At 50.6% G+C, this 21,474-nt stretch carries 17 protein-coding genes and 1 pseudogene; 7 read left to right on the top strand and 11 right to left on the bottom strand.

Annotation, left to right across the window (positions count from 1 at the left end; all coding sequences use genetic code 11):
- Positions 1 to 115: 115 nt before the first annotated feature.
- Positions 116 to 1,375, bottom strand: a complete 1,260-nt coding sequence (locus EA58_RS09305; RefSeq protein ID WP_412177940.1) for an imelysin family protein — start codon at positions 1,373 to 1,375, stop codon at positions 116 to 118.
- 519 nt (positions 1,376 to 1,894) lie between these two features.
- On the opposite strand from EA58_RS09305, the gene EA58_RS09300 reads away from it, so the two are divergent.
- Positions 1,895 to 2,395 (top strand): MarR family winged helix-turn-helix transcriptional regulator, encoded by a 501-nt coding sequence (locus EA58_RS09300; RefSeq protein WP_036751691.1) that lies wholly within the window; start codon positions 1,895 to 1,897, stop codon positions 2,393 to 2,395.
- A 123-nt stretch (positions 2,396 to 2,518) separates the two neighbouring features.
- Positions 2,519 to 3,385, top strand: a complete 867-nt coding sequence (locus tag EA58_RS09295) for a LysR family transcriptional regulator (protein ID WP_036751690.1) — start codon at positions 2,519 to 2,521, stop codon at positions 3,383 to 3,385.
- Here EA58_RS09295 and EA58_RS09290 read toward each other — a convergent pair.
- Entirely contained in the window at positions 3,315 to 4,094 is a 780-nt protein-coding gene (locus tag EA58_RS09290; RefSeq protein ID WP_036751688.1) for a TSUP family transporter, read from the bottom strand. The genes EA58_RS09295 and EA58_RS09290 overlap by 71 nt on opposite strands.
- 179 nt (positions 4,095 to 4,273) lie before the next feature.
- Here EA58_RS09290 and EA58_RS22120 point away from each other — a divergent pair, with 179 nt between their 5' ends.
- On the top strand, positions 4,274 to 4,408 hold the full coding sequence (locus tag EA58_RS22120) for a hypothetical protein (protein ID WP_268748942.1): 135 nt from the start codon (positions 4,274 to 4,276) through the stop codon (positions 4,406 to 4,408).
- 57 nt (positions 4,409 to 4,465) lie between these two features.
- On the opposite strand, the gene EA58_RS09285 is transcribed toward EA58_RS22120, so the two are convergent.
- From EA58_RS09285 to EA58_RS09265, 5 genes are all read right to left on the bottom strand, one after another.
- Positions 4,466 to 5,317 carry a PEP-CTERM sorting domain-containing protein gene (locus tag EA58_RS09285; protein WP_036751686.1) on the bottom strand — a complete coding sequence of 284 codons (852 nt, stop codon included), beginning with the start codon at positions 5,315 to 5,317 and terminating at the stop codon, positions 4,466 to 4,468.
- A 135-nt stretch (positions 5,318 to 5,452) separates the two neighbouring features.
- Entirely contained in the window at positions 5,453 to 5,899 is a 447-nt protein-coding gene (locus tag EA58_RS09280) for a globin domain-containing protein (protein ID WP_161781026.1), read from the bottom strand.
- A 159-nt stretch (positions 5,900 to 6,058) separates the two neighbouring features.
- A complete protein-coding gene (locus EA58_RS09275) occupies positions 6,059 to 6,883 on the bottom strand; it encodes a tetratricopeptide repeat protein (RefSeq protein ID WP_081819606.1) in 825 nt (274 codons plus the stop codon).
- A gap of 322 nt (positions 6,884 to 7,205) precedes the next feature.
- The gene (locus EA58_RS09270; protein ID WP_152547976.1) at positions 7,206 to 8,258 is read right to left on the bottom strand and encodes a hypothetical protein; all 1,053 of its coding nucleotides are present in this window, start codon (positions 8,256 to 8,258) and stop codon (positions 7,206 to 7,208) included.
- A 313-nt stretch (positions 8,259 to 8,571) separates the two neighbouring features.
- Positions 8,572 to 9,912, bottom strand: a complete 1,341-nt coding sequence (locus EA58_RS09265) for an aminotransferase-like domain-containing protein (protein WP_036751682.1) — start codon at positions 9,910 to 9,912, stop codon at positions 8,572 to 8,574.
- 254 nt (positions 9,913 to 10,166) lie between these two features.
- Between EA58_RS09265 and EA58_RS09260 the strand changes: the two are divergent.
- Together EA58_RS09260 and EA58_RS22115 are read left to right on the top strand one after the other, a co-directional pair.
- Positions 10,167 to 11,075, top strand: a pseudogene (locus EA58_RS09260) (NAD(P)-dependent oxidoreductase); the annotation flags it as partial.
- A gap of 51 nt (positions 11,076 to 11,126) precedes the next feature.
- Entirely contained in the window at positions 11,127 to 11,249 is a 123-nt protein-coding gene (locus EA58_RS22115) for a hypothetical protein (RefSeq protein WP_268748941.1), read from the top strand.
- A gap of 158 nt (positions 11,250 to 11,407) precedes the next feature.
- On the opposite strand, the gene mukB is transcribed toward EA58_RS22115, so the two are convergent.
- Genes mukB through cmoM form a run of 4 tightly spaced genes read right to left on the bottom strand, consistent with a single transcriptional unit; the run spans position 11,408 to position 18,758 of the window.
- Positions 11,408 to 15,871, bottom strand: a complete 4,464-nt coding sequence (gene mukB / locus EA58_RS09255) for a chromosome partition protein MukB (RefSeq protein ID WP_036751678.1) — start codon at positions 15,869 to 15,871, stop codon at positions 11,408 to 11,410.
- On the bottom strand, positions 15,871 to 16,599 hold the full coding sequence (gene mukE, locus EA58_RS09250; RefSeq protein WP_036751676.1) for a chromosome partition protein MukE: 729 nt from the start codon (positions 16,597 to 16,599) through the stop codon (positions 15,871 to 15,873). Before mukE ends, mukB begins: the two co-directional genes overlap by 1 nt.
- Entirely contained in the window at positions 16,580 to 17,908 is a 1,329-nt protein-coding gene (gene mukF, locus EA58_RS09245) for a chromosome partition protein MukF (protein WP_036751674.1), read from the bottom strand. The genes mukE and mukF overlap by 20 nt, the downstream gene beginning before the upstream one ends.
- 55 nt (positions 17,909 to 17,963) lie before the next feature.
- On the bottom strand, positions 17,964 to 18,758 hold the full coding sequence (cmoM, locus tag EA58_RS09240; protein WP_036751672.1) for a tRNA uridine 5-oxyacetic acid(34) methyltransferase CmoM: 795 nt from the start codon (positions 18,756 to 18,758) through the stop codon (positions 17,964 to 17,966).
- 116 nt (positions 18,759 to 18,874) lie between these two features.
- On the opposite strand from cmoM, the gene elyC reads away from it, so the two are divergent.
- Positions 18,875 to 19,687: an envelope biogenesis factor ElyC gene (gene elyC / locus EA58_RS09235; RefSeq protein WP_036751670.1), complete on the top strand. Its 813-nt coding sequence runs from the start codon at positions 18,875 to 18,877 to the stop codon at positions 19,685 to 19,687.
- 274 nt (positions 19,688 to 19,961) lie between these two features.
- Complete coding sequence (locus EA58_RS09230) at positions 19,962 to 21,350, top strand: L-cystine transporter (RefSeq protein ID WP_036751668.1); 1,389 nt, start codon at positions 19,962 to 19,964, stop codon at positions 21,348 to 21,350.
- Positions 21,351 to 21,474 lie beyond the last annotated feature (124 nt).

Raw genomic sequence — 21,474 nt, 5'->3', positions numbered from 1 at the left:
TTCTCAATTTCATTGTCATATACTCACATTTTTTCATATTTATTGATCAACAATGACGACAAAAGGGCTCAATTGAGCCCTTGTTTTATTTTTGATTCTGTGACGTCATCACGGATTAAAACTGGTGATCCGCTGTATCCGGGTTCAGGCTCGTTACTCCTAAAATTCCCGCAGCACGTTCGATCTCAGCCGTTTGTTTCACCAGTGCCATAATGGCTTGATTCACAAGCTGGTTTCCAGCCTTATTACCCGCTGCAATCAGCTGATCAAAGTGCTGGTTGTTTTTCTCTGCAGATTCAACCAAGGCATAAACCTGCGCACGAGCCTGATCAAATTCAGCGTGAATCGCTTTCGCCGCTTTCGGATCTTTCTCAGCAACCAAGTCATGAATGCTTGGACCAGACAACGTACTGCCATCTACACGCTTGTAAGTTCCGGTGTAAATGTTGTAGATACCCTGCTCATCATAGAAATGAGAATTGTGGGTATTGTCTGAGAAGCAGTCATGTTCGTCTTCTGTTGAGTTGGCTTCCAGTGCGACTTTCATGCGCTCACCGGCCAGTTCACCCAGTGACAGAGACCCCATGCCAAACAGCATTTTACGCAGGCCATTCTCCGGGCTGTCTGCCAGAAGCTCGCTGCGGTAATTTTCTTTCTCGGTCGCCGACCATTGCTTGGTCATCCAGCCCAGATCCGACAACAACAGCTCAGAAGCAGCCTTCAGATAGGTCCGGCGACGCTCACAATTGCCATTGGTGCAGTCTTTGCCACTTGCAAAGTCGGTATAAGCCCGTTCACCCGCGCCGGCATTGGTGCCATTCAAATCCTGACCCCACAGCAAAAATTCAATGGCGTGATATCCAGTCGCAACATTCGCTTCAGAACCACCAATTTCATTCATGTCTGCCAGGAGTTCTGGCGTGATTTTTGACGCATTGATGGTCACATTACCCACCTGAATCTGGGGATTTGCAATGATATTGGCCATGGCGCCTTCGTTACCCAGCTCATGGTGATACCCCTGCGCGACATAGTCGATCAAACCTTCATCAAGCGGCCAGGCATTCAACTGACCTTCCCAGTCATCAACAATCGCGTTGCCGAAACGGAATACTTCAGATTGCTGATAAGGGATACGCGCCAGTTTCCAGGCTTCTTTTGCCTCGGCCAGCGTCTTTTCAGAAGGATTTGCAATCAGTGCATCAATTGCTTGATCCAGGTTGCGTGCGGTGGATTGCGCATCGCTGAATACGTTAAACGCAATATCTGCATAATGTTTGACAACGTCTTGCTTGGTGGCAGCCTGAGCGTGACCTGTCGCCAACACAGAAGCGGCGAGTAAAGAAAGGGCAAACGTCTTTTTCATTGTGTTCATTGTGACAAGTCGTCCTTGATCAGTTTAAAAGCAATTAAGGCTAAAATTGATAATCATTATTATTCACACGAGCAACAATAACAAGTAACAGACAGACACAATTTGAAAAATTGTGCATGAAAAATATACAAACAGAATTCTGCGGCGATACCTTTTACCTATTTTGCGCACCTGCACGCACATGAGTTCAACAGCACGATTTATCAGCCATTGCCCCATCACCTAAACTCAATAAGAAGCATCATCCCGTTGTACAAAACGGCTGCAAAAACACTTATCGACATACTGAAGCACTAAACAAAGATGAAAAATCGAGCAAATCATGGTTTTTACTGCGTTTTTTGATAGAAGGCTAAACAATTGGCATGCTAGAATTTCGCATCAGCGAAAGGGGCCTGCCTGTATACGCCAATCTCACGCAGCTGTTTACCCTAATATAAGAATCAATCATGCATTTGCCGATCTATCGTCTGTCTGAACTTTGAGGATGGACGAACGGCAGAAAGGTGGGAGAGCAACATGGACAAACATGAAGAAGTCCTTATCGCCCTGCGACAAATTATCCGTGCTATCGATCTGCACTCAAGGCAACTGAATAAGTCAACCGGGCTGACCGGACCGCAGCTTGTATTAATGAAGGCCATTCGGGATTCAGGTGAAGTCACCATCCGCCAGCTTTCCAACAATACCAATATGAGTCAGGCAACGGCGACAACCATTCTTGATCGTCTGGAAAAACGTGGGCTTGTCGTTCGGGAAAGAAGCACCCTGGATAAGCGAAAAGTCCACGCGCATCTGACCGATGAAGGAAGAGCGCATCTAGACAAGGCCCCCCTGCCACTGCAGGAAAGTTTTGTGTCTCGTTTCCAGAAATTAGACGAGTGGGAGCAGTCACTGCTGTTATCCTCCGTCCAACGGATCTCTGCCATGATGAACGCAGAACATCTGGATGTTGCCCCAATGCTTGAAGTGGGCAGCATTACACAGACGCATCCAGACGATACCTCAAACAATCCCTAATCACCCTTCCTGTGCCGCCAGTATGCGATGACTGGCGGTTCATCACCGCCCTATTCCACCCATCCGCTATTCTTTGCTAGAATTCATTCCGTTTTTTCATGAGTCAATCCTCTGGAGGTGCCTGTGCTGCTTGAAGGTGTAGAAACGCTGTTGGTTCTGGCAAAAGAAGGCACCATGAGCCGTGCGGGCAGTCGTCTCTATATCAGTCAGAGTGCGGTCAGCAAACGTATCGCCCGGCTGGAACAACGGCTGGGAAAAAAACTGATTATCCCCGACGGCCGCCATATCAAACTCACACCTGAAGCGCAGGCATTAGTGGCTCAGGTTGGCCCCGGATTCAACGAACTGAAAGGCCGGATTTTCGAGCAGCAATCCGTTCGGGATAACACCCCGATTACGATGGCTTGTTCTGAAACCCTGGTTTCCGGGTATCTGGCGACGCTCATGGGAAATTACCTGAAAACCGACCCTTATATCGTGATCAGCACCCATCACACACCTGTGATCGTCGAGCGGGTTCGGTCTGGAGATGCCACCGTTGGTTTTTGTGCCGGTCACATGCCAAGCCAGCATGGTCTGCAGCGCATTCACCTGATGAATGAACCGTTTACAGTTGTGTTCGACCACCCTTTTGATGAACCGCCCACCGGACTGCTGACCAATGATCTCAGTAATCCAGCAAACGCTTATCAGGCTGGCCTCCTGCAACAGGCCGGAATCAAGCCATTAATGGAAATGGACTCTTACACCGCAGCAGCCAAACTGGCACTGGCGGGCACAGCTCCTGCCCTGGTGCCCTTATCTGTAGTTCAAACCCTGGCCATTGCACCAGAACATTGTCATCACTTTCCTTTTCTGGATGATCTGTGCCGCCCGATTTATCTTTGCTACCGCCAACACAGCTACCACGCTGAACGGGTCAGAACACTGATTGAAACCATTGCGGATTTTGTTCCCAAAGCAGCTTTACTGCCATCAGCATTGACATGACAACCACCAGCGGGCGAATCAGTTTTCGTCCCTTACTGACCACCACTTTTGCACCCAGCCGCGCACCAATGAAGCCACCTGCGGCCATCACCAGACCAACTTTCCAGACGGGCAATCCGGCCAGAATAAAAAACAGTAGTGCGGCAATGTTCGAGGTGAAATTCAGGACTTTCGTCCGTGCCGTAGCCTCGACGATTCCCAGTCCTGCCAGCGTCACAAAGCAAATGGTAAAGAGTGAACCGGTACCAGGCCCAAAAAAGCCATCATAAAACCCAATCCCTGTACCCACCGTAAAGGCAAACAGGTTGTCAGAAATCCGTGCCTTGCCCCCATGAATACTGGCCTGAGGCGCCAGCAGAAAATAGAGCGAAATGGCGATCAGCAGAACCGGGATCAGCATGGTCAGAACACTCGCATCGATCTGCTGGACCCACTCAGCGCCAACCGCAGAGCCAACAAAGGTACAGGCAATCGCCAGTCCCATCTGCTTTAAATTCACCATCCCGTTTCGGACGAAATAATAAGTCGCTGAAAAACTGCCAAAGGAGCTTTGCAATTTATTGGTTGCCAGTGCCTGTGTCGGCGGAATTCCTGCCGCCAGCAACGCTGGCATCGTAAGCAATCCACCACCTCCGGCGATCGCGTCGATAAATCCGGCCAGTCCGGCCACAAAAAACAATAACGCTAGAAGGTCAATTGATATGTCCATACTTCTCCCTGAAACCAAGCACTTACGTCAGGCAGGAAAAGTAACAGCCTTCTGATACTGATAACAGCGAAACCTGAGCCATAAACTCATTCCAAAATGGAATTGGTGTAAGGACAGTGAGCACAGCAAAACGAAACTCTGTTGGGAAGGGGCTACACTGAATATGGAGGTGAAAATTTATGGATTTCTATCTGTTTGCGAAATCACGCAATTCAATGATTCCTGAAACTGAAACCTTGCAGGAATGGGTCGAAGCTGCCATTCAGGCCATCGAAGACCTGTTTAAATCACCTCAGGATACCTCAACGCTCTGAATGCACACGGTGAAAAAAAGGGAGCCGAAGCTCCCTTTGGCGTGTTTTACAATGCCTTCAGCAATTATCGCTGTGTTTCACCTGACTTACCTGACGCCTGCGTACGCAAGCAGCCACAGTGAGTAAACCTAAACCCAGCATTGCCATACCTGAAGGCTCTGTCACCCATGTGGGGGGTTCAGTAAACGCGATGGTGTCATGCGCCCATTCTTCATAGCCAGAATCAAACTCATCAAAGCTGGCATACAGCACGAAGTTATTCTGACTGGCAGGGATGGATGAAAAATAATCGTCATTGATGAAAAAGGCTAAATCGGTTGCACCGCTACCGGGTCCGTTGTTGTTCTTACTGGCATCCAGCCGGATCGAATTATCCTGAAAAGCACCATTATCATCCCAATCCAGACTCCACAATAAGGTACTGTTTTGCAGGTTGTTGATGTCATCCACATTCTGAGTGGGTGTGCTGGTCGAAAATAACATCAAATTTGTCAGTACAATTTCGTTGTCATTCCCGGTTTCATTCACATCCAGAATGAAGGCAAAAAACCCATTCAAAGACTGAAGCTCGGAAAAGAGAACATCACGTGTAAAATTTCCTGACGGGTGCTGATCCATCATATAAGGGTCTGTGGTACTGGTATTAAACCCTTCCTGAACCCCATTCCCGTCCCCGTTGCTGTTTCCGTTCCCGTTTCCATTGCCGCCTTCCTGAATGCGAAGGAAAGACCCTAAATTACCGGAACCCGCCCCGGTTTGCTGATAAACAGTGACATAGCTGTTGCCCTGATTCCCCATATTCAACACAGCTAAATCCATCCCTGGAGTCGCCAGATTAATCTCATTGGCATTCGCCGAGACTGCAAAACAACAGGTTGCAACAAGTGTTAACCTTTTCAACAACTTCATGCTTTTTATCCTCTGTGACTACAACTTTCAGGTAAGAGATAAAAAGCAAGAACTAGACCAAAAGTTAACCGACTGTTTTTCAGCCAAAAGTATTAGTTCGAAAAGATGAAGTGTAAAAATTTCTGACATCAAACCTTAGTTTGAAGGGTGACGCATCATTTCCGCAGCCAGGGTCAGCTGCACCATGACATAACGCTTAAACACTTCATCATAAGGTTGAGCATCCAGAGCATATTGCATGCAGTTCAGCCAGGCTTGGTTTTCAGCACCGTTTAACCGGAGCCGCTTCGGGCTGGCAGATAAATAACGCCTACCATTGGATTTGCTGTACAACGGGGTTTCTCCCGTCATCCAGATCGTGAGGAAAGAGATAAGAGAGCTTCGAAACTCTGACAGATCTTCAGGGTATTTCTGACGGATAATCTTTGCTTCCGAAAACGCATCCAATGCATTGCAAAATGCATCCGCAAGTAAACCGATCCCAACTTCTCCACCGACAGCTCGCATGCGATTCTCGCCAGAGGAATAATCTTGACTGTCCAGGCTCACAATGCCGGAAATATCTTGTTCTCGTGGTATCACAACAGCGAATATTCCGAAAATCATTCATCTATTGATTATCGTGCCAGCTGACGTGAATTTCTGTATTTGAAATGGGACAAAAAGAAAGCCTTCACAAAATGGTGAAGGCTTGATATTGCATAACAGGAGAAGAAAGATTGGTGTTATGCGAAAAGGGAATTACAGAGAAGCGCTGTAAATCGTCTGATTTTGCTGGTACAGCTTCAAACGCTGTGTGAATTTCGCAATTCGCTGCGCCTCGGCGTCCTGCTCCAGCTTGTCCAGCGCAATTTTCTGCGCTCTGACAGCCTGCGGGAATTGGCCACAAGCAGCATAGGCAGCAGCAAGATTGTCATAGTCGCCTGCGTCAGCACTGGTTTTACTGATGACCTGCTTGGCCAATTTCAGCGCCAGGTGACCATCACGTTCTTTTTCGTCGTTACAAGTTGCGTAAAGCCAGACCAGATTCCGCTTTGAGTCCAGTGAGCCACCATTCGATGCTTGCGTGAACCAGTGAATCGCTTTGCCACAGTCAACCTTGCCGTCAGCACCCGAGGCATAAAACATCCCCAGCTCTTCCATCGCAGGCAGGTCGCCTTCCTTTGCCGCTTTCGTGTACCAGTGAACAGCCATTTCGCTGTCCTGAGGCACTAACTGGCCATTCTTAAACAGATCGCCAATCATGGTTTTCACTTCCGGCATATCCACGGAAGCCTGCTCCAGCCAGTACAGGCCTTTCAGCAGATCGGCTTTGATACCGCTTTTCCCTTCAAGGTAGGCACGGCCCAGGAAAAGCTGCATATTCTTATCGCCTTCCTGTGCTTCCAGCTCTACGTACTTCAACGTAGACTGCAAATGATTGGTTGGTTTCGTGGTTACAGATGCCTGTGCAGGTTGAATGCCGTACCCTAAGACAGCAAGACCAAGCACTGAACCGAATGCAAAATTTTTAAAAGAAGTGAGTCCGTTCAAAGCCGGTGAAAGCAGTTTGCCACTGAATGTCATAGCTGTTTCTCTTTGTTCCTAATATGCGATGCAGAAGGAATGTAATGAATGAGAGGTCAAAAAACAACCAGTAAAAGCTAGGCAGATACGCATAAAAATAGCGACATTCACAGCAAAAAACACTGGAATCAAGATGTTGGAATTCAACGATTCCGATAATTTTTCCGCAAAAATGAGATATTGATCTTGCTCGAAAAGCTAAAAATGAACATTGCCAGCATGATCAACTAGTCATTCAGCGAATATTCAATCTCCTCCCTGAACAGCAAACCGGCCAAACTAAGTTGGCCGGTTGATCCGAACGTCGACAAGAGCACAAAGGTTAATTCGTTGAATCGTACAGGTCGTAGTTACCCGATGCATTATCGGTCACTTCAACATCATACTTACCGTACCCGGAGAACTCTGGTATCGCATCATCAACATCACACATGATTTCGAAGTCATAGTACCCTTTCGGAATACGGGACATCCCATATGAGTAGGTACCGTCGCCATCATCATTGGCCATGGTGATGTAATCCGGATAACCACCTGAACTTGGGCCGTCAGAATCAGATTTGAACAGATAAATCAGTTTCATGGCATTCTCAACACAAGCCGACTCCAGTACATCGCCCACAACATCGACCGCATCGAGTTTGTTGACCAGCCACATACCCTTACCAGTCAGGCCATACGCACCGTTATCCTTCATTTCCAATGCGCTGTATGGGTCAATCATCATGGAATAGGTTTGCGGATAACCATACTTGTCTTTCAGATTGAAGCCGGCGAATTCCAGCTTACCGCCCAAATTGACTGCTTTATAGTCGCCGTCGTATTCCTGCACATAGGAATACGGGTTACCTGAACTGATATCGACATCACCGTCAAAGTCGATGTCAAAACCACCGTAGGTTCCCTCGTCATTAATTTTCAGCGTCACACTGACATAATCATCGACAGGTAAACCAACCCCTTTCAGCAAGTACACCAGGTCATCACTCATGTGCAGTAAATCAACCAGCACCATGCCATCCGGCAATGCATCCCCCACAATATCTGATGGCGGCACACAATCCGGATCTGATTCCAGCGCTTGCTGAATCACCTGATTGGTATATTCAATCACATTACCGCTGCTCCCTTTCAGCTCCAGACCCGTAATCGCCAGACACACTTTGCGAGGGCCATCATAGCCATCCCCCGGATTGCCCGGGTCAGCAGGATCGGCAGGATCCGTATTCGGATTTTCTGGCACCTCGATCGTGACAGGCACTTCCTGCTGACCATCTGAGTCCAATGGTGTATTTGCAGCATTATTTGCACTATCTGAATCACTACAGCCCGCCACTGCCATCATAGCGAGCATTAAAAGAATTATATTTTTCATGTCATTACCCCTACGACAAAACTGAATGAATCGTTTTTCTTCACCCAATCACGGCCGCCCAAGCTTCGCTTCGTATTGAGTGGTTAGTCAGATGGCCGACTCCAACACTAAAATTCTAGGCACTCAGTCACGGTAAAAAGCGCTATCGTCCGCGACACTAACGATTGAGAAAGGGGTCTTAGGAACAAGACAAGGTTGGATGAACAAAAAGACAGGCGTTGTAGCGTTCAATTCCGTTTCAAATGGCGATTGGAATAACTTTATGAATGAACACAGCCCTCGCACAGAGGGCCGCTTCAGAGAAGGAGAAACATTAGAAATGAAATAAGGTGTTCATTTCAGACTGCAATAACTGGTCAAGTTTGCCTAATCCTTCTGCCAGTCGCTGATCAGAAGAAACAGACATCAGGGATAACCGGATATGATCAGATTCCTGCGAGTCCGGACAGAAGTAACTCCCGCTGCTCACAATCACATCCCGGCTTTTTGCCTCCATCACAAACCGCTCTGCGCGCCAACCGTCAGGCAACGGCAACCAGATATGATACCCGTGAGATGCCGTATAAGGGGCATGCAGCACCGACTGAGCAATACGCTGACGTTGCCGGGCAATTTGCTGCTGCTGTTCTGCCACGTGAAAGGCGCTGCCATGGGTGATCATTTCAGCCGCAGCAATATAGTTGATTGGCGAAGACAACCAGATGTTAGCCCGGATATGCGCATTGATCACAGACACCTGACTGTCAGGAACTTTGACAAACCCGCAGCGCAGTGCAGGACTGATCGCTTTCGACAGACTGGTGATATGGAAGCATTGGTCGGGGATCCAATTACAAATCGCCGGTATCGTCTCGCTGTTTAAAAACGCATACACATCGTCTTCCACCAGCCACACTTCTGAGGCTGCAATCACCTGCGCGATTTGCTTCCGGCGTGCTTCCGGCATCGTCACCCCTGTCGGGTTCTGATGGGATGGAATCGTCACCACCAGCCTGGGCTTCTCGTGCCGGATCACCGCCTTCAGGTGCTCTGGCAGCATGCCATCTTCATCCATATCGACCCCGACAACCCGTCGCCCTAACAAACTGGCAATCGCCAGAATCCCCGGATACGTCAGCCTTTCAACCGCAATCGTATCGCCGGGCTTTGTCAGCGCAATGATCAGCAATGACAACGCGTTCTGCGCACCATCCACCAGCAAGGTGTTTTCCGGGGTTCCGTTTTCCAACCCGTATCTCGCTGCCCACTGTACACCCGCCGCTCTGTGCGCCGGATGGCCGGAAAATTCCGTATAGCCGATCAACTCCGTACTCAGTACCTTTGACGCCTGTGAAAATGCTTCCTGCAGCATCGGCAAGCTCTGCGCTAAACAGGGCTGTAATATTGAAAAGTTATAAGCGGTTTCGAGATCAGGCGCCTGAATCACCTGCGCCAGCTCAGTCTTCCCCTTCACAAAGGTACCCCGCCCCACGAAAGATTCCACATAGCCCTTTTCGACCAGTAATTTATAAGCTTTCGCGACCGTTGCCGGAGTTGTTTCCAGATCGTCAGCCAAATCACGATGCGTTGGCAATCTTGAATTCGGCGGATACTGACCCCTGTCAATCCTCGCCTCTATCGCACTGGCAATCTGCCTGAATTTGTTTTCACTCACGCCCAAACTCCATGAGATGACCACTTCTTATCTAAGCCTGCCAGTTTAATCACGATTGAGATCATTTGAAACTCACACATTGACATATGTCAATCAAGTTGGTTAAAGTGATGCCCAGTGAAAATAAGAATATGTCAATGTCATCAGATGCCCGGATCGAATTGGAATAAGGATACACAGGAAAATGCTGCCATCTGTATAACTTAAATTGACATAGCTCATTCGAACAAACTGAACACAAACATAGATCAAGGGAGATCATCATGAAAGGAAAAAACATCGCATTTATTGGCTTGGGCGTTATGGGCTACCCCATGGCAGGTCATCTGTCCCGTACGGGTCATCAGGTCACCGTCTATAACCGCACCGGCAGTCAGGCCGAAAAATGGACACAAACATACACGGGCAAATCCGCTCAGACGCCAGAAGAAGCAGCCCGAAACAGCGATATTGTGTTTGTTTGTGTGGGGAATGATGACGATGTCCGGAGTGTTATTTATGGTGAAACAGGCGTGCTTGCATCGCTGAAACCGGGCAGCATTTTAGTCGACCACACCACAACCTCAGCTCAGTTAGCGATTGAACTCGCACGGGCCTGTGATGAAAAAGACGTCCATTTCATCGATGCCCCGGTTTCCGGCGGTCAGGCGGGTGCCGAAAATGGTGCACTCACCGTGATGTGCGGCGGTGAACCCGCGGTTTATGACAACATTGCAGAAGTGATTCGCGCCTACGCAAAACATTCGGTGCTACTGGGCGGTCACGGACAAGGCCAGCGATGCAAAATGGTAAACCAAATCTGTATTGCCGGTGTGTTACAAGGTCTGAGTGAAGCCCTGCTGCTGGCAGAAAAGTCAGATCTGGATATCGCGCAGGTCACCAGTGCGCTGACACAGGGTGCCGCCGGCTCCTGGCAAATGGCTAACCGCGCCGTCACCATGGCAGCGGATTCCTTCGACTTTGGCTTTGCCATTGACTGGATGCGCAAAGATCTGCTGATTTGTCTGGATGAAGCAGATCGCAAAGGTCTGACACTGCCGATGACACAGGATGTGAATCAACGCTACCAGCAGTTGATCCAGCAGGGTCTGGGCCGCATGGATACCTCTGTTCTGATTCAGTCTTACAAAACCGCATCCGCTCCTGTTCATGAGGAGGCGTAACCGATAGATAGGTTTCTGAACGAGTTCTCTTGGTGGATCATCGCCGCTTTCATGCTCGCCGTACTCGCGACCGGGTTTATCGACAGCGTCGCTGGTGGCGGCGTGCTGATCCTTGTGCCTTCATTCATCCTTGCGGGCTTACCCCGCCAGTTGCACTGGGTCAGGAAAAAATAGACAGCACCTTAAGCACCATTGCAGCCATTCGTAACTTTGTTCAGAGCCAGAATGTTATCTGGGCTATAAGATTCTGATGACCAGATCCCAGCCATTTCAGGTATAAAAAAACCAGCATGTTGCCATGCTGGTTTTTCTCACTTTCCGATGAAACCTGATCAGGCCGGATCCAGTTCCAGTTGTCGGCCGGTCTCCGCTTCGATGGTTTTCGGCTCCTGACCGAAGCCACGCAGACCAACGACATGCACGTGCTCGCGATCTTTAAAGATCTTCCGCACCAGCTTATACGTTGTTCCTTTCTCCGGACTGATATTCTCCGGTGCGGCAATCAGCAACTGCATGTCCAGACGTTCACACAGCTCGAACAACGTCGCGATCGACTTGGCGTCCAGACGGGCTGCCTCATCGAGGAACAACAGACGGCATGGAATGATATCTTTCCCACGCAGGCGACGAGCTTCTTCTTCCCAGCTCTGAACAACCATCAGCAGAATCGCCTGACCTGTACCAATCGCTTCACCGGTCGACAACGCACCGGACTCCGCTTGCAGCCAGCCATCTGTGCCCCGGTTCACCTCAATGCTCAATTCAAGGTAATTCCGGTAATCCAGCAACTCTTCACCCAGTGTCTGCGGCGAGCGCTGACCCAGCTCAATATGCGGGTTCAGACGCTGGAACAGCTTGGCAATGGCTTCAGAGAACGTGAGACGATTATTCCCGAACAGATCCTGATGCTGATCCTGTTGCTCAGACAGACCCGCCAGCAAGGCTTCGTGGGTCTCACGAACATTCACATTCAGACGCACGCCTTTCACCTGACCAAAGCTGATATTCTGCAGACCCTGGTTCAGCATTTTGATCCGGTTCTGCTCACGCATGATGGTCTTGCGGATAATGTTCGCCACACTGTCTGAACTGATCGCCAGACGTTTTTCACGGGCGGTCAGCTCTTCCGTCAGACGGGCCAGTTCCACTTCCATCTCTTCGATGGCTTCCACCGGATCATCGGTGCGGATAATATCGTGACGGATCCGCTCACGCAGATGCTGGTACACTGCAATATAGAAGAGGACTTTGCGTTCCGGACGGGAAACATCTTCCGACTGACGCAGTGCATCGCGCAGGGTTTCATTGTCCGAAACCGCCAGACGCAGTGCACCCAGCGCTTTATCCGACAGCGAACGCAGCTCATCTGCGCTCATGTATGCCATTTCACGGCGGTGCAGACGACGTTCAACATCGCTCTCACGCGCCAGACGCAGCACCGCACACCAGCCCGCTTTGGTATTCACCACCAGCTTACGCAGGTCGGCATAGTCTTTCTCGACTTTACGCAGACGTTTCACCAGTCCGCGCATTTCCAGTTCCAGCGAAGTTGTCGCTTTCTCCAGCTCGCTGCGACGGTTGCGTGAACTGTGCAGGCGTTCGTGCAATTCGTCACGGCGCAGACGGGCGCGCTCTTCCGCTTCCACATCCGCACGGACACCCAATTCCTGCAATTCACGTTCAAATTCCTGAACCGTCTCCAGCTTCGCCTGATGCGAACTCTTCAGCGAGGCCAGCAACTGGTTGTACTGGTTATTCTGTGTCTGCGACTGTTTCAGGTTTTCACGCTGGCGGGTCCGCTCACGTTCCGCCGCTTCCAGTTTCGATTTCAGCTGTTCATTCAGCTCAGAACTCTTACTCAGCAGCTCAACCGCATCGGCATAGCCGAAGTGATGACGGCGCTCAGCCAGATCCGACAAGGCAAAAATCTGACTCTTCAGCGTTTGCAGCGCCTGATCCGCATCCTGATATTCACTCTGCATCGCATCGAAACGTTCCGGGTCAGCATCCAGTGCAGACACCAGCCCTTCCAGCTCGTCCAGCGATTTGCCGTGGCGATCCAGGTAACTGCGCGCTTCGTCGATTTGAGACAACTGCTGCTCAACTTCTTCCAACCGTGCTGCCAGGGTGTCATCTTCCAGCATGCCTACAACAGGTTGCATTTTCGCCAGCAGGGACAGACCTTCACGGGCCGCGGTCAGCTGACTGCGTTGCTGCTGTTCAGTCGCTTCGGTATCACTGAGCTGACGCTGAATCTGATTACGCTGCTCGCGGGCCACACGAATGGCTTCTTCCGGATCTGCTTCGAAAGCAACCGACAGATGGCTGGCAACAAAGGCATTAAAGCTCTGATACAAACGTTGCAGTTTCTGCGCATCAAAAGATGCCTTGGCATGATCTTCAACAATCTGATCCCGTTCTTCACGCAGCGTTTCCAGACGTTGTTCACGGGCCGCACGGCCAAACAGCGGGACTTTCGGGAATCGTGAATAACGCAGTTGCTGCTCATTGAGCTGAACACAGACCGCGCCTTCCAGTTCATCCACCACAAAGCTGCTGTCGTCGAATGAGTCAGCATCCCCTTCGATGATATACAGGTCGTCCGGGCAGTCATCCAGTTCAGACAGCTTCTCACGAACGGCCTGAAGATCCTGAACCACAATCGCGTGACGGGCCGGGCCATACATGGCGCTGAAATACGGCGCATCATCAATGGTGATGTCATCATAAATTTCAGACAGCAGGGTGCCGCCCAAAACATCGGCAATCACACGCAGACGTGAGTCATCACTGCCGCCGGGCAGGGCCAGACGTTCAATTTCCTGTTCAACGTCCTGCTTACGGATCGCCAGTTTGTCGCGGGTATGAATCGCTTCACGTTCGGATTCCAGCGTCTGATGCATCGCGGTCATCACCGCCTGACTGTCATACAGATCCTGACCCGACTGTTCGGCCAGTTTCTCCAGTGCATCACTGGCTGCAATCCAGGCGGGTGCCTTGCCTTCCAGCGCTTTCATTTGCTGCGACAGTTGCTGTTCCTGACGGCGCAGTTCACTGCGTTTTTCCACCAGTTCAGCCTGATTCTGTTCCAGGCTTTCCAGCGTTGCTTCGTGTCGGGCCTGTTCTTCAGCCAGTGCAAGTTCACTGTCAATCCCGACCGCAAAGCGCTTCGTATACGTGTCTGCCAGTTCCTGTGCCTGACGCTGGTGGCGCATATTACGTTCCAGATCGCGGTACTGCGCACTCAGTTGTTCGCTGCGCTGGGCAATCATGCGCATCTCACGGCCGGTTGCCAGCAATTCGCGGGCTTTCTGACCGGCTGAAGCCCGATCCACAGCACCGGCAATGGTGATCACCAGTTGCAGACCTTTCTCAAACTGCTGTGCTGCCGCTGCGGACATATCCAGCTTGTGTTTCAGGGCCAGCAACGCCGTGGTTTTGCTGTCTTGCTGCTGCTTCAGATCGCTTAGCAGCTCGTTGGCATTGTCTTTATCCAGCTCAGTATCGCCGGTGATCGCGCGGGCTTTCTCCAGTGCCTGAACCGCCTGCTGATATTGAAGTGCACGAGTTTGCTGGGTGTCCAGCGCCTGCTGGTAGTCGGCCAGCTGAGACTTCAGGCTGTCCACTTCTTCTTCACTCAGCATGGCCTGTTCTTCGGCCATCGCCAGTTGCTCTGCCGCTTCCTCGACAATCATCACCTGCTCTTCCAGGCGTTCTGTCAGCTCGAGCAGATCGTCACGATAACGCTCAATTTTTTCCTGCTGACGAACTGCCGTCTGAACCAGTTGCAGGTGGTCAGAAGCAGCCTGATGATCCTGCTCCAGCGCACTTTCGTTATCTTTCAGCTCGTCCAGTTCCTGCGACATATTGCTGAACACTTGCTGCTGATCAATCAGGGTATTGCGGGAACCCAGCAGTTCGCCACGCAGATTCAGCGTCTGCTCCAGCTTGACACGACGCTCATTGGCATGGCGCATATAATCCGCAGCCACATAGTTGGTCGCTTCAGTGATCAGGTGTTTGAAGAGATCACGGTCATTCTGAGTAACTTTGATCGCTTCCAGCGTCATGCGGTTTTCCCGCAATGCTGCTTCCATATCCTGGAAGGCTTTTTTCACGCCGGAATTATGCGGCAGCAGGTAGTCGCGCAGAGAACGGGTAATCGCACTGGAAATACCACCGTACAGAGAGGCTTCAATCAGACGATAGAATTTCGAACGATCCGTGCTGTTGCGCAGCTTCTTCGGCAGCACACCAAACTCAAACATTTGCGTGTGATAGTCGGTGACTGAGCTGAAGGTTTTGAACTGCACACCTTCGTACTGAGATACCGCATCTTTGACTTCATTCAGCTGGCGAATCCGCGCCTGATTCTCAGAGAGGGTTTCCATCAGCACATCGGTGGGTTTCACCGCTGCTGGCAGTCCCTGAATCAGGAAAGGTTTAATGTCGACTTTTTTGTCACGGCCCGCGACCTGCTGCAGTTTCACGGCAAAAATCACGCGCTGATTTTTCGAGTTCACCACGTCCAGCGCCGAATAACAGGCGCCCGGCTTCAGCTTACCGTGTAACCCTTTGTCGCGAGAGGCAGTTGAGCTGCCCGCTTCTGTGGTATTCCGGAAATGCAGCAAGCTCTGATCCGGGATCAGAGACGTGATAAACGCGGCCATAGTGGTGGATTTACCTGCACCATTACCGCCGGAAAGTGTAGTAACCAGTTGGTCAATATCAAAAGTCCGGGCAAAGAAGCCGTTCCAGTTGACCATGGTCAGAGACTGATACTTACCGCGTTCCATCAGGCTTGCTCCTCCTGCGCCGATTGTTCTTCACTGGCTGAATCACCGGCCTGCATCTCATCAATCAGGCTGGATTGTGTCGGTGGCTGCTGATGCACCACGGCTTCGCCGTCACGGATCAGGCGCAGCTGCGCCTCACGAATGTCGTCGCTGGTCCGGACATCTGCACCAAAGCGGAACACGGCTTCGCTGATCCGGAATTTCCCGGAATCACCCAGCAGGATCACCATGCCCAAACGACGCATCCGACGCAGAGAGGTTTTGACTTTGTCGAACAGCTTTTCGCGATCCAGGTCTGAACCCGTGGCCCGGTTGGTCACCAGCTTCATCAGCTTCTTTTCATCCGCCAGTGACAGGAGTTCATCAAACAGTTCCTGATTGGTGAAAATCCCTTCATGTGCCAGACGTTCCGGGCTCAGATAAAGGAAACACAAAACCTTACCCACCAGCATATCCAACTCAGACATCACAGAACGGCTGATCAGGGACGTCGACCGCGGACGCAGGTAAAAGAAGCCTTCCGGTGCACGCACCAGTTCCGCATGATAGCGTTTGTAAAACAGCATCAGTTCCTGCTCGAATTCCAGCAGAAACGCATGATTATCCAGATCTTCGCTAGATACATGGCGACCAGAGCGCAGCGCATTATCCAATGCCGGAAACAATGGGTTGGCAATGGCCTTTGCCAGATTCTCTGGCATAAATTCTTCAATATTTGTCAATGACATTGGCTTGTACCTTGGCTCCGTAGTCGTTGATCAGTTCCCAGTCAGGCTGAATGGCGGTGAAATCAGACTCTGAATAGCCTAACCTCACGGCCTGATCGACAATAATACGAGCTAAATCAAAATGTTGTGCATGCGGATACTGGTGCAGATATTCCCGGATCACCGACCCGAGATTGATTGCAGTTCCCTGTGATTTATGGGCATCCAGCATGGCGGCAATTTGTTCTGAGAGCTGATCATTCACCTGGCTCAGCTCTTCAAATTCCACCGATTCAGGAACGATCCCGGTCACTTCATCATCACGCAGGACCAGTTCTTCATCTCGCATGTCCAGCAGGCGTTCGGCATCTGCATAAGTCAGCTGCCAGGGCGCATCAAAAAATTCTGCAACAGACTGGCGCAGACGCTGACTGAAGGCCCGGTTTTTATCCATATCAATAGCGGTACGGATGAACTTATGCACGTGGCGGTCATAGCCGATCCATAAGTCAATCGCCTGCTGACCCCAGTTGATAATGCGGTCCAGTTTGGCCTGTTGGGCGTACACCATGCCATCAATATATTCCAACTCCAGCTCAGGTGCAGAAACGACTGCATCCTGAATCGCTAAAAGCTGAGTTTGCAACTGGTCACCCGCGGCTTGCAGGGTATCCTGCAGCTCTCGCAGCGTACTGGAGGTTTCATTCAGCAGACTTTCACAGTTGGTGATCGCGGCACGCCAGTCCTGATTCAGCAGCTCTGCAATGTCTTGCTTCACTTGCTGCTGTTGCTCATCCATCGTGCGCTGGTTGAGATCAATCCGATCAAAAATCTCAGCCACGGAATACTTCAGCACCGCGTAAACGTTCAGTTTCCAGTGCTTATCATCGCCGCCTTCATGGGCCGCGACCGCCGCTTTATTCAATTCATCAGCCACCATCGCGAGCTGAATCGACAGCTTCATCGATGAGAACTCACGATGGCGTGAGTAATAATCGGCAATGCCCAGTGCCAGCGGACTGAGCCGGTAAATATTGGCACCTTCGGTCATTTCGCTGGTAAAACGGGACATCAAACGCTGACGCACCAGCTCATTAATCGCATTGTTGGCTCGAAAAACCAGGGTATCTTTTGACTGATCGAACATATCGCTCACAATTTTGAACGCATCAACCAGTTCACCCTCCCCCAGCTCTTCATCCAGACGCTCGCCGCTCAATACAGCAACCGCCAGTAAAAATGCCAGCCTTTCCGTGGGCAGGTTCAGGGCGAATTCATGCTGTTTCACCCAGGTCACCAGCTCAGGAACGGTCTGGGATTGGTCACTCATCCGTTGTCCTTATTTGTTAGATTTATTGCATGCAACCGACAATCGTGTCGTTTGCTTACTGCAACGGCTTTTGGGCGTAAACGTGAATATAGCGCCCCAATGATAAATACGGTTCCTGACGGCAGATACTCTGCTCCATCGCCAGTAATTGCTCCAGACTGAATTCACCGACCCGGGTAGTCCGCATATAGTCGTGAAATGTCCGCACACCGGTTTTACCTAAAATGTTAAAACCGCCTTCCGTGAGCCAGGCATACACCTCTTCCGGCTTCTGTGCCGATTGTGGCTGAAGCTTAAATCGTTTGCGGTGTGGCATGCCCTGCTCAACATGGGTCAGGTTGCCGCAGACCAGATTCTTAAACAGCAGGCCATTATAGTTGTAAAACATCACTGAAATGATTCCGCCAGGTTTCACCTGACGCATCAGGGTTTCCAGCGCGGCCCGCGGGTCTGTCAGCCACTCCATCACGGCATGAAACAGAATCAGGTCAACGGGTTCATCCAGATACTCATCGACCTGCTGTACCGGACAATGAACCAGTCGATATTGCTCAAGCAAGCCGTTTTTAGCAATTTCCTCGCGGGCGAGTTTCAGCATTTCTCCAGAAAGATCACATAAAGTCACCTGATGACCCAGTTTTGCAATCAGTTGCGATAACTGCCCTAAGCCACCCCCGGCATCCAATACGTGCAATGATGCGCCCTGACTGGCCGAAGCCGCGTCAAGGGTATGTAAAATTTGCTCCAAATCTTGCCAGACGACAGTCTGACGGATCAGTCCTTTGGCTGTACCGTAGATGTTTTCTGAGAACTTTTGGGCTAAATCATCAAAATTTCGGTCTCTGATCACGTCAGTTTTCGTTATGATAGCGTTCTTGTCAGACGCTATTGTGTCACAAGCTTTAGAGGAATAAAGGCTTGGAGCGTGTTTTCAAGCTCAATCGCTGAAATTTCGGACGACCTGATATGTTTGAACTGAAAAAAATCTTGTCGGCTTTTCTGATGCCTCTGCCACTGTTACTGATTATCGGTGTCACCGGTCTAATGGTACTTTGGTTTACACGCCGACAGAAACTGGCCTCCGTGCTGCTGGCCTGCTCGCTGCTGGGTATTTTCCTGGTGGCATTCCAGCCTTTATCAACCCGCCTTCTCAGCCCGCTGGAACGCGAATATAAGGGCTACATTCCATCGGGACAACCCGTCGATTACATCATGGTGCTGGGCAACAGCCATGTGGTCGATAAAGAACTGCCAATGACCTCGGAGCTGTCGCGTGCTTCTCTGATGCGCCTGGCAGAGGCAATTCGCATTCACAACCTGTCCCCGGGTTCTAAAATTATTCTCTCTGGGTATGATGGCGGAACTGAGATCAGTCAGGCGCGGATGATGGCAAAAGTCGCAACCGCACTGGGCGTGAACAAACTGGATGTCCTGCTGCTGGAAACTGCAAAAGACACCTGGGAAGAAGCCTTTCAGGCTGCCTCTGTGGTTGGCAAACGGAATCTGGTACTGGTGACTTCAGCCAGCCACATGCCCCGTGCCATTGCAGAATTTAAACTGGCGGGACTGGATCCGATTCCTGCCCCGACGAACTTTCTGGCCAGCAACAAAATTCACCAACCCTGGCTGAAGTACGCGCCAAAAGCACAGTACCTTGAGCAAACGGAACGCTTCTGGCATGAAACCCTGGGCCAATGGTGGCAAAAACTACGTGACATGGCCGACAGCGCCGCTCCCGTCAACGTAGTTCAACCCGTCACCAAAGATACAACCGCCTAGTCACACTGAGACGATTCTACTCACAGCCAGGTCCTTCCTGGCTGTTTCTGTCTTTACTCCCAGCCATCAACGCGATTTTTTACTCAATGTGAACAGGAATACATCCATATTCCGTTTAGTTTTATCATGTTCCATTTTTGAATAGTCAAAGTGATAAGCAGTCGTTTCTTCTGCGCCACTTAATCCCTATGATGCAGGACAATTTTATACAGTTCTGCGCACTGTCCTGTGCGATATTCCATACAGACTGAACACCTTTTAAGTAGAGAAAAATATGTATCTGGTTATCAATCTGGCGATTTTTGCACTGCTGATCGTCTTGCTGGTTCAACAACAGAAACGTGAGCAAACACTATCCAAACGAGTTTTCACCGGCCTGGGTCTCGGTGTTATGTTTGGTGCTGCACTGCAGTTTTTCTATGGTGAAGGGAATGACACCATCGCCACAACCCTGAAGTATGTCGGTATTGTCGGTTCTGGCTATGTCAGCCTGCTGAAAATGATTGTGATGCCGCTGATCATGGTCTCGATTATTGCAGCCATCGTGAAAGTGAAAAACGCTGGCTCACTGGGAAAAATTGCCGGTCTGAGTATTGGAATCCTGCTGGCAACAACGGCCGCTTCCGCGCTGATTGGTATTCTGGTCAGTAACCTGTTCGGCCTGAGTGCTGAAGGCATTGTTCAGGGAGCCCGTGAAATTGCCCGGGGCGAAGCATTGCAAACCCGCCTGACCTCTGTTGAGAGTCTTTCACTGGCCGACATGATTATTTCTTTCTTCCCGGCCAACCCGTTCGCGGATCTTGCAGGCAGCCGTCCGACATCAACTATCGCTGTGGTGATTTTCTCCGCCTTTATTGGTGTTGCCAGCCTGACCGTAATTCGCACGCAGCCAGAACTGGGCAAGAGCCTGGAAACGTTCGTCAATGTGGCGCAGGAAGTGGTTCGGACGCTGGTTCGTATGGTACTGGCCCTCACCCCTTATGGCGTGCTGGCACTGATGACCAAAGTGGTTGCCGGTTCAAACTACAGCGACATCCTGAACCTGCTGAACTTCGTAGTTGCCTCTTATGTTGGTCTGGGTCTGATTCTGGTGATGCACCTGCTGCTGGTCTCTGGCATCGGTATCAACCCGATCCGTTTCCTGAAGAAGATTCTGCCTGTACTGACTTTCGCGTTCACGTCCCGTTCCAGCGCAGGCACCCTGCCCCTGAACATTGAAACGCAGGTGAAAAAACTGGGGAACGGCGAAGCAGTTTCAAACTTCTCGGCTTCATTTGGTGCCACCATGGGCCAGAATGGCTGTGCCGGTCTTTATCCGGCCATGCTGGCGGTGATGATTGCCCCAACCATTGGTATCAACCCGATGGATCCAGGCTTCATCCTGACACTCATCGCCATCGTCACCATCAGCTCATTCGGCATCGCCGGTGTGGGCGGCGGCGCGACCTTTGCCGCGATTATTGTGCTGTCTGCACTGGATATGCCAGTTGCACTGGCGGGCCTGCTGATTTCAATCGAACCCCTGATTGACATGGGTCGTACCGCAGTCAACGTCAGCGGTTCAATCACCGCCGGAACCATCACCTCCCGGGTACTGGGGCAGGCAGACCACAACGTCTTCAACCAGGATGAAGAAATCAGTGGCGAGCGCGTGAACGCTTAACACTCAGAGAATCATGCTCTGACGCCTTTCCTGAAAACAGACAGCCCGGTCAATTGACCGGGCTGTTTCTTGATCACATCTTTGAGGTCAAAAAACCTGGGAAAGTGGGTAACTGCTTCCCGCT

Source organism: Photobacterium galatheae (genome assembly GCF_000695255.1).
GTDB lineage: Bacteria > Pseudomonadota > Gammaproteobacteria > Enterobacterales > Vibrionaceae > Photobacterium > Photobacterium galatheae.
The sequence above is the reverse complement of the archived record's forward strand: the minus strand, read 5'-3'. Positions and strand labels throughout refer to the sequence as shown.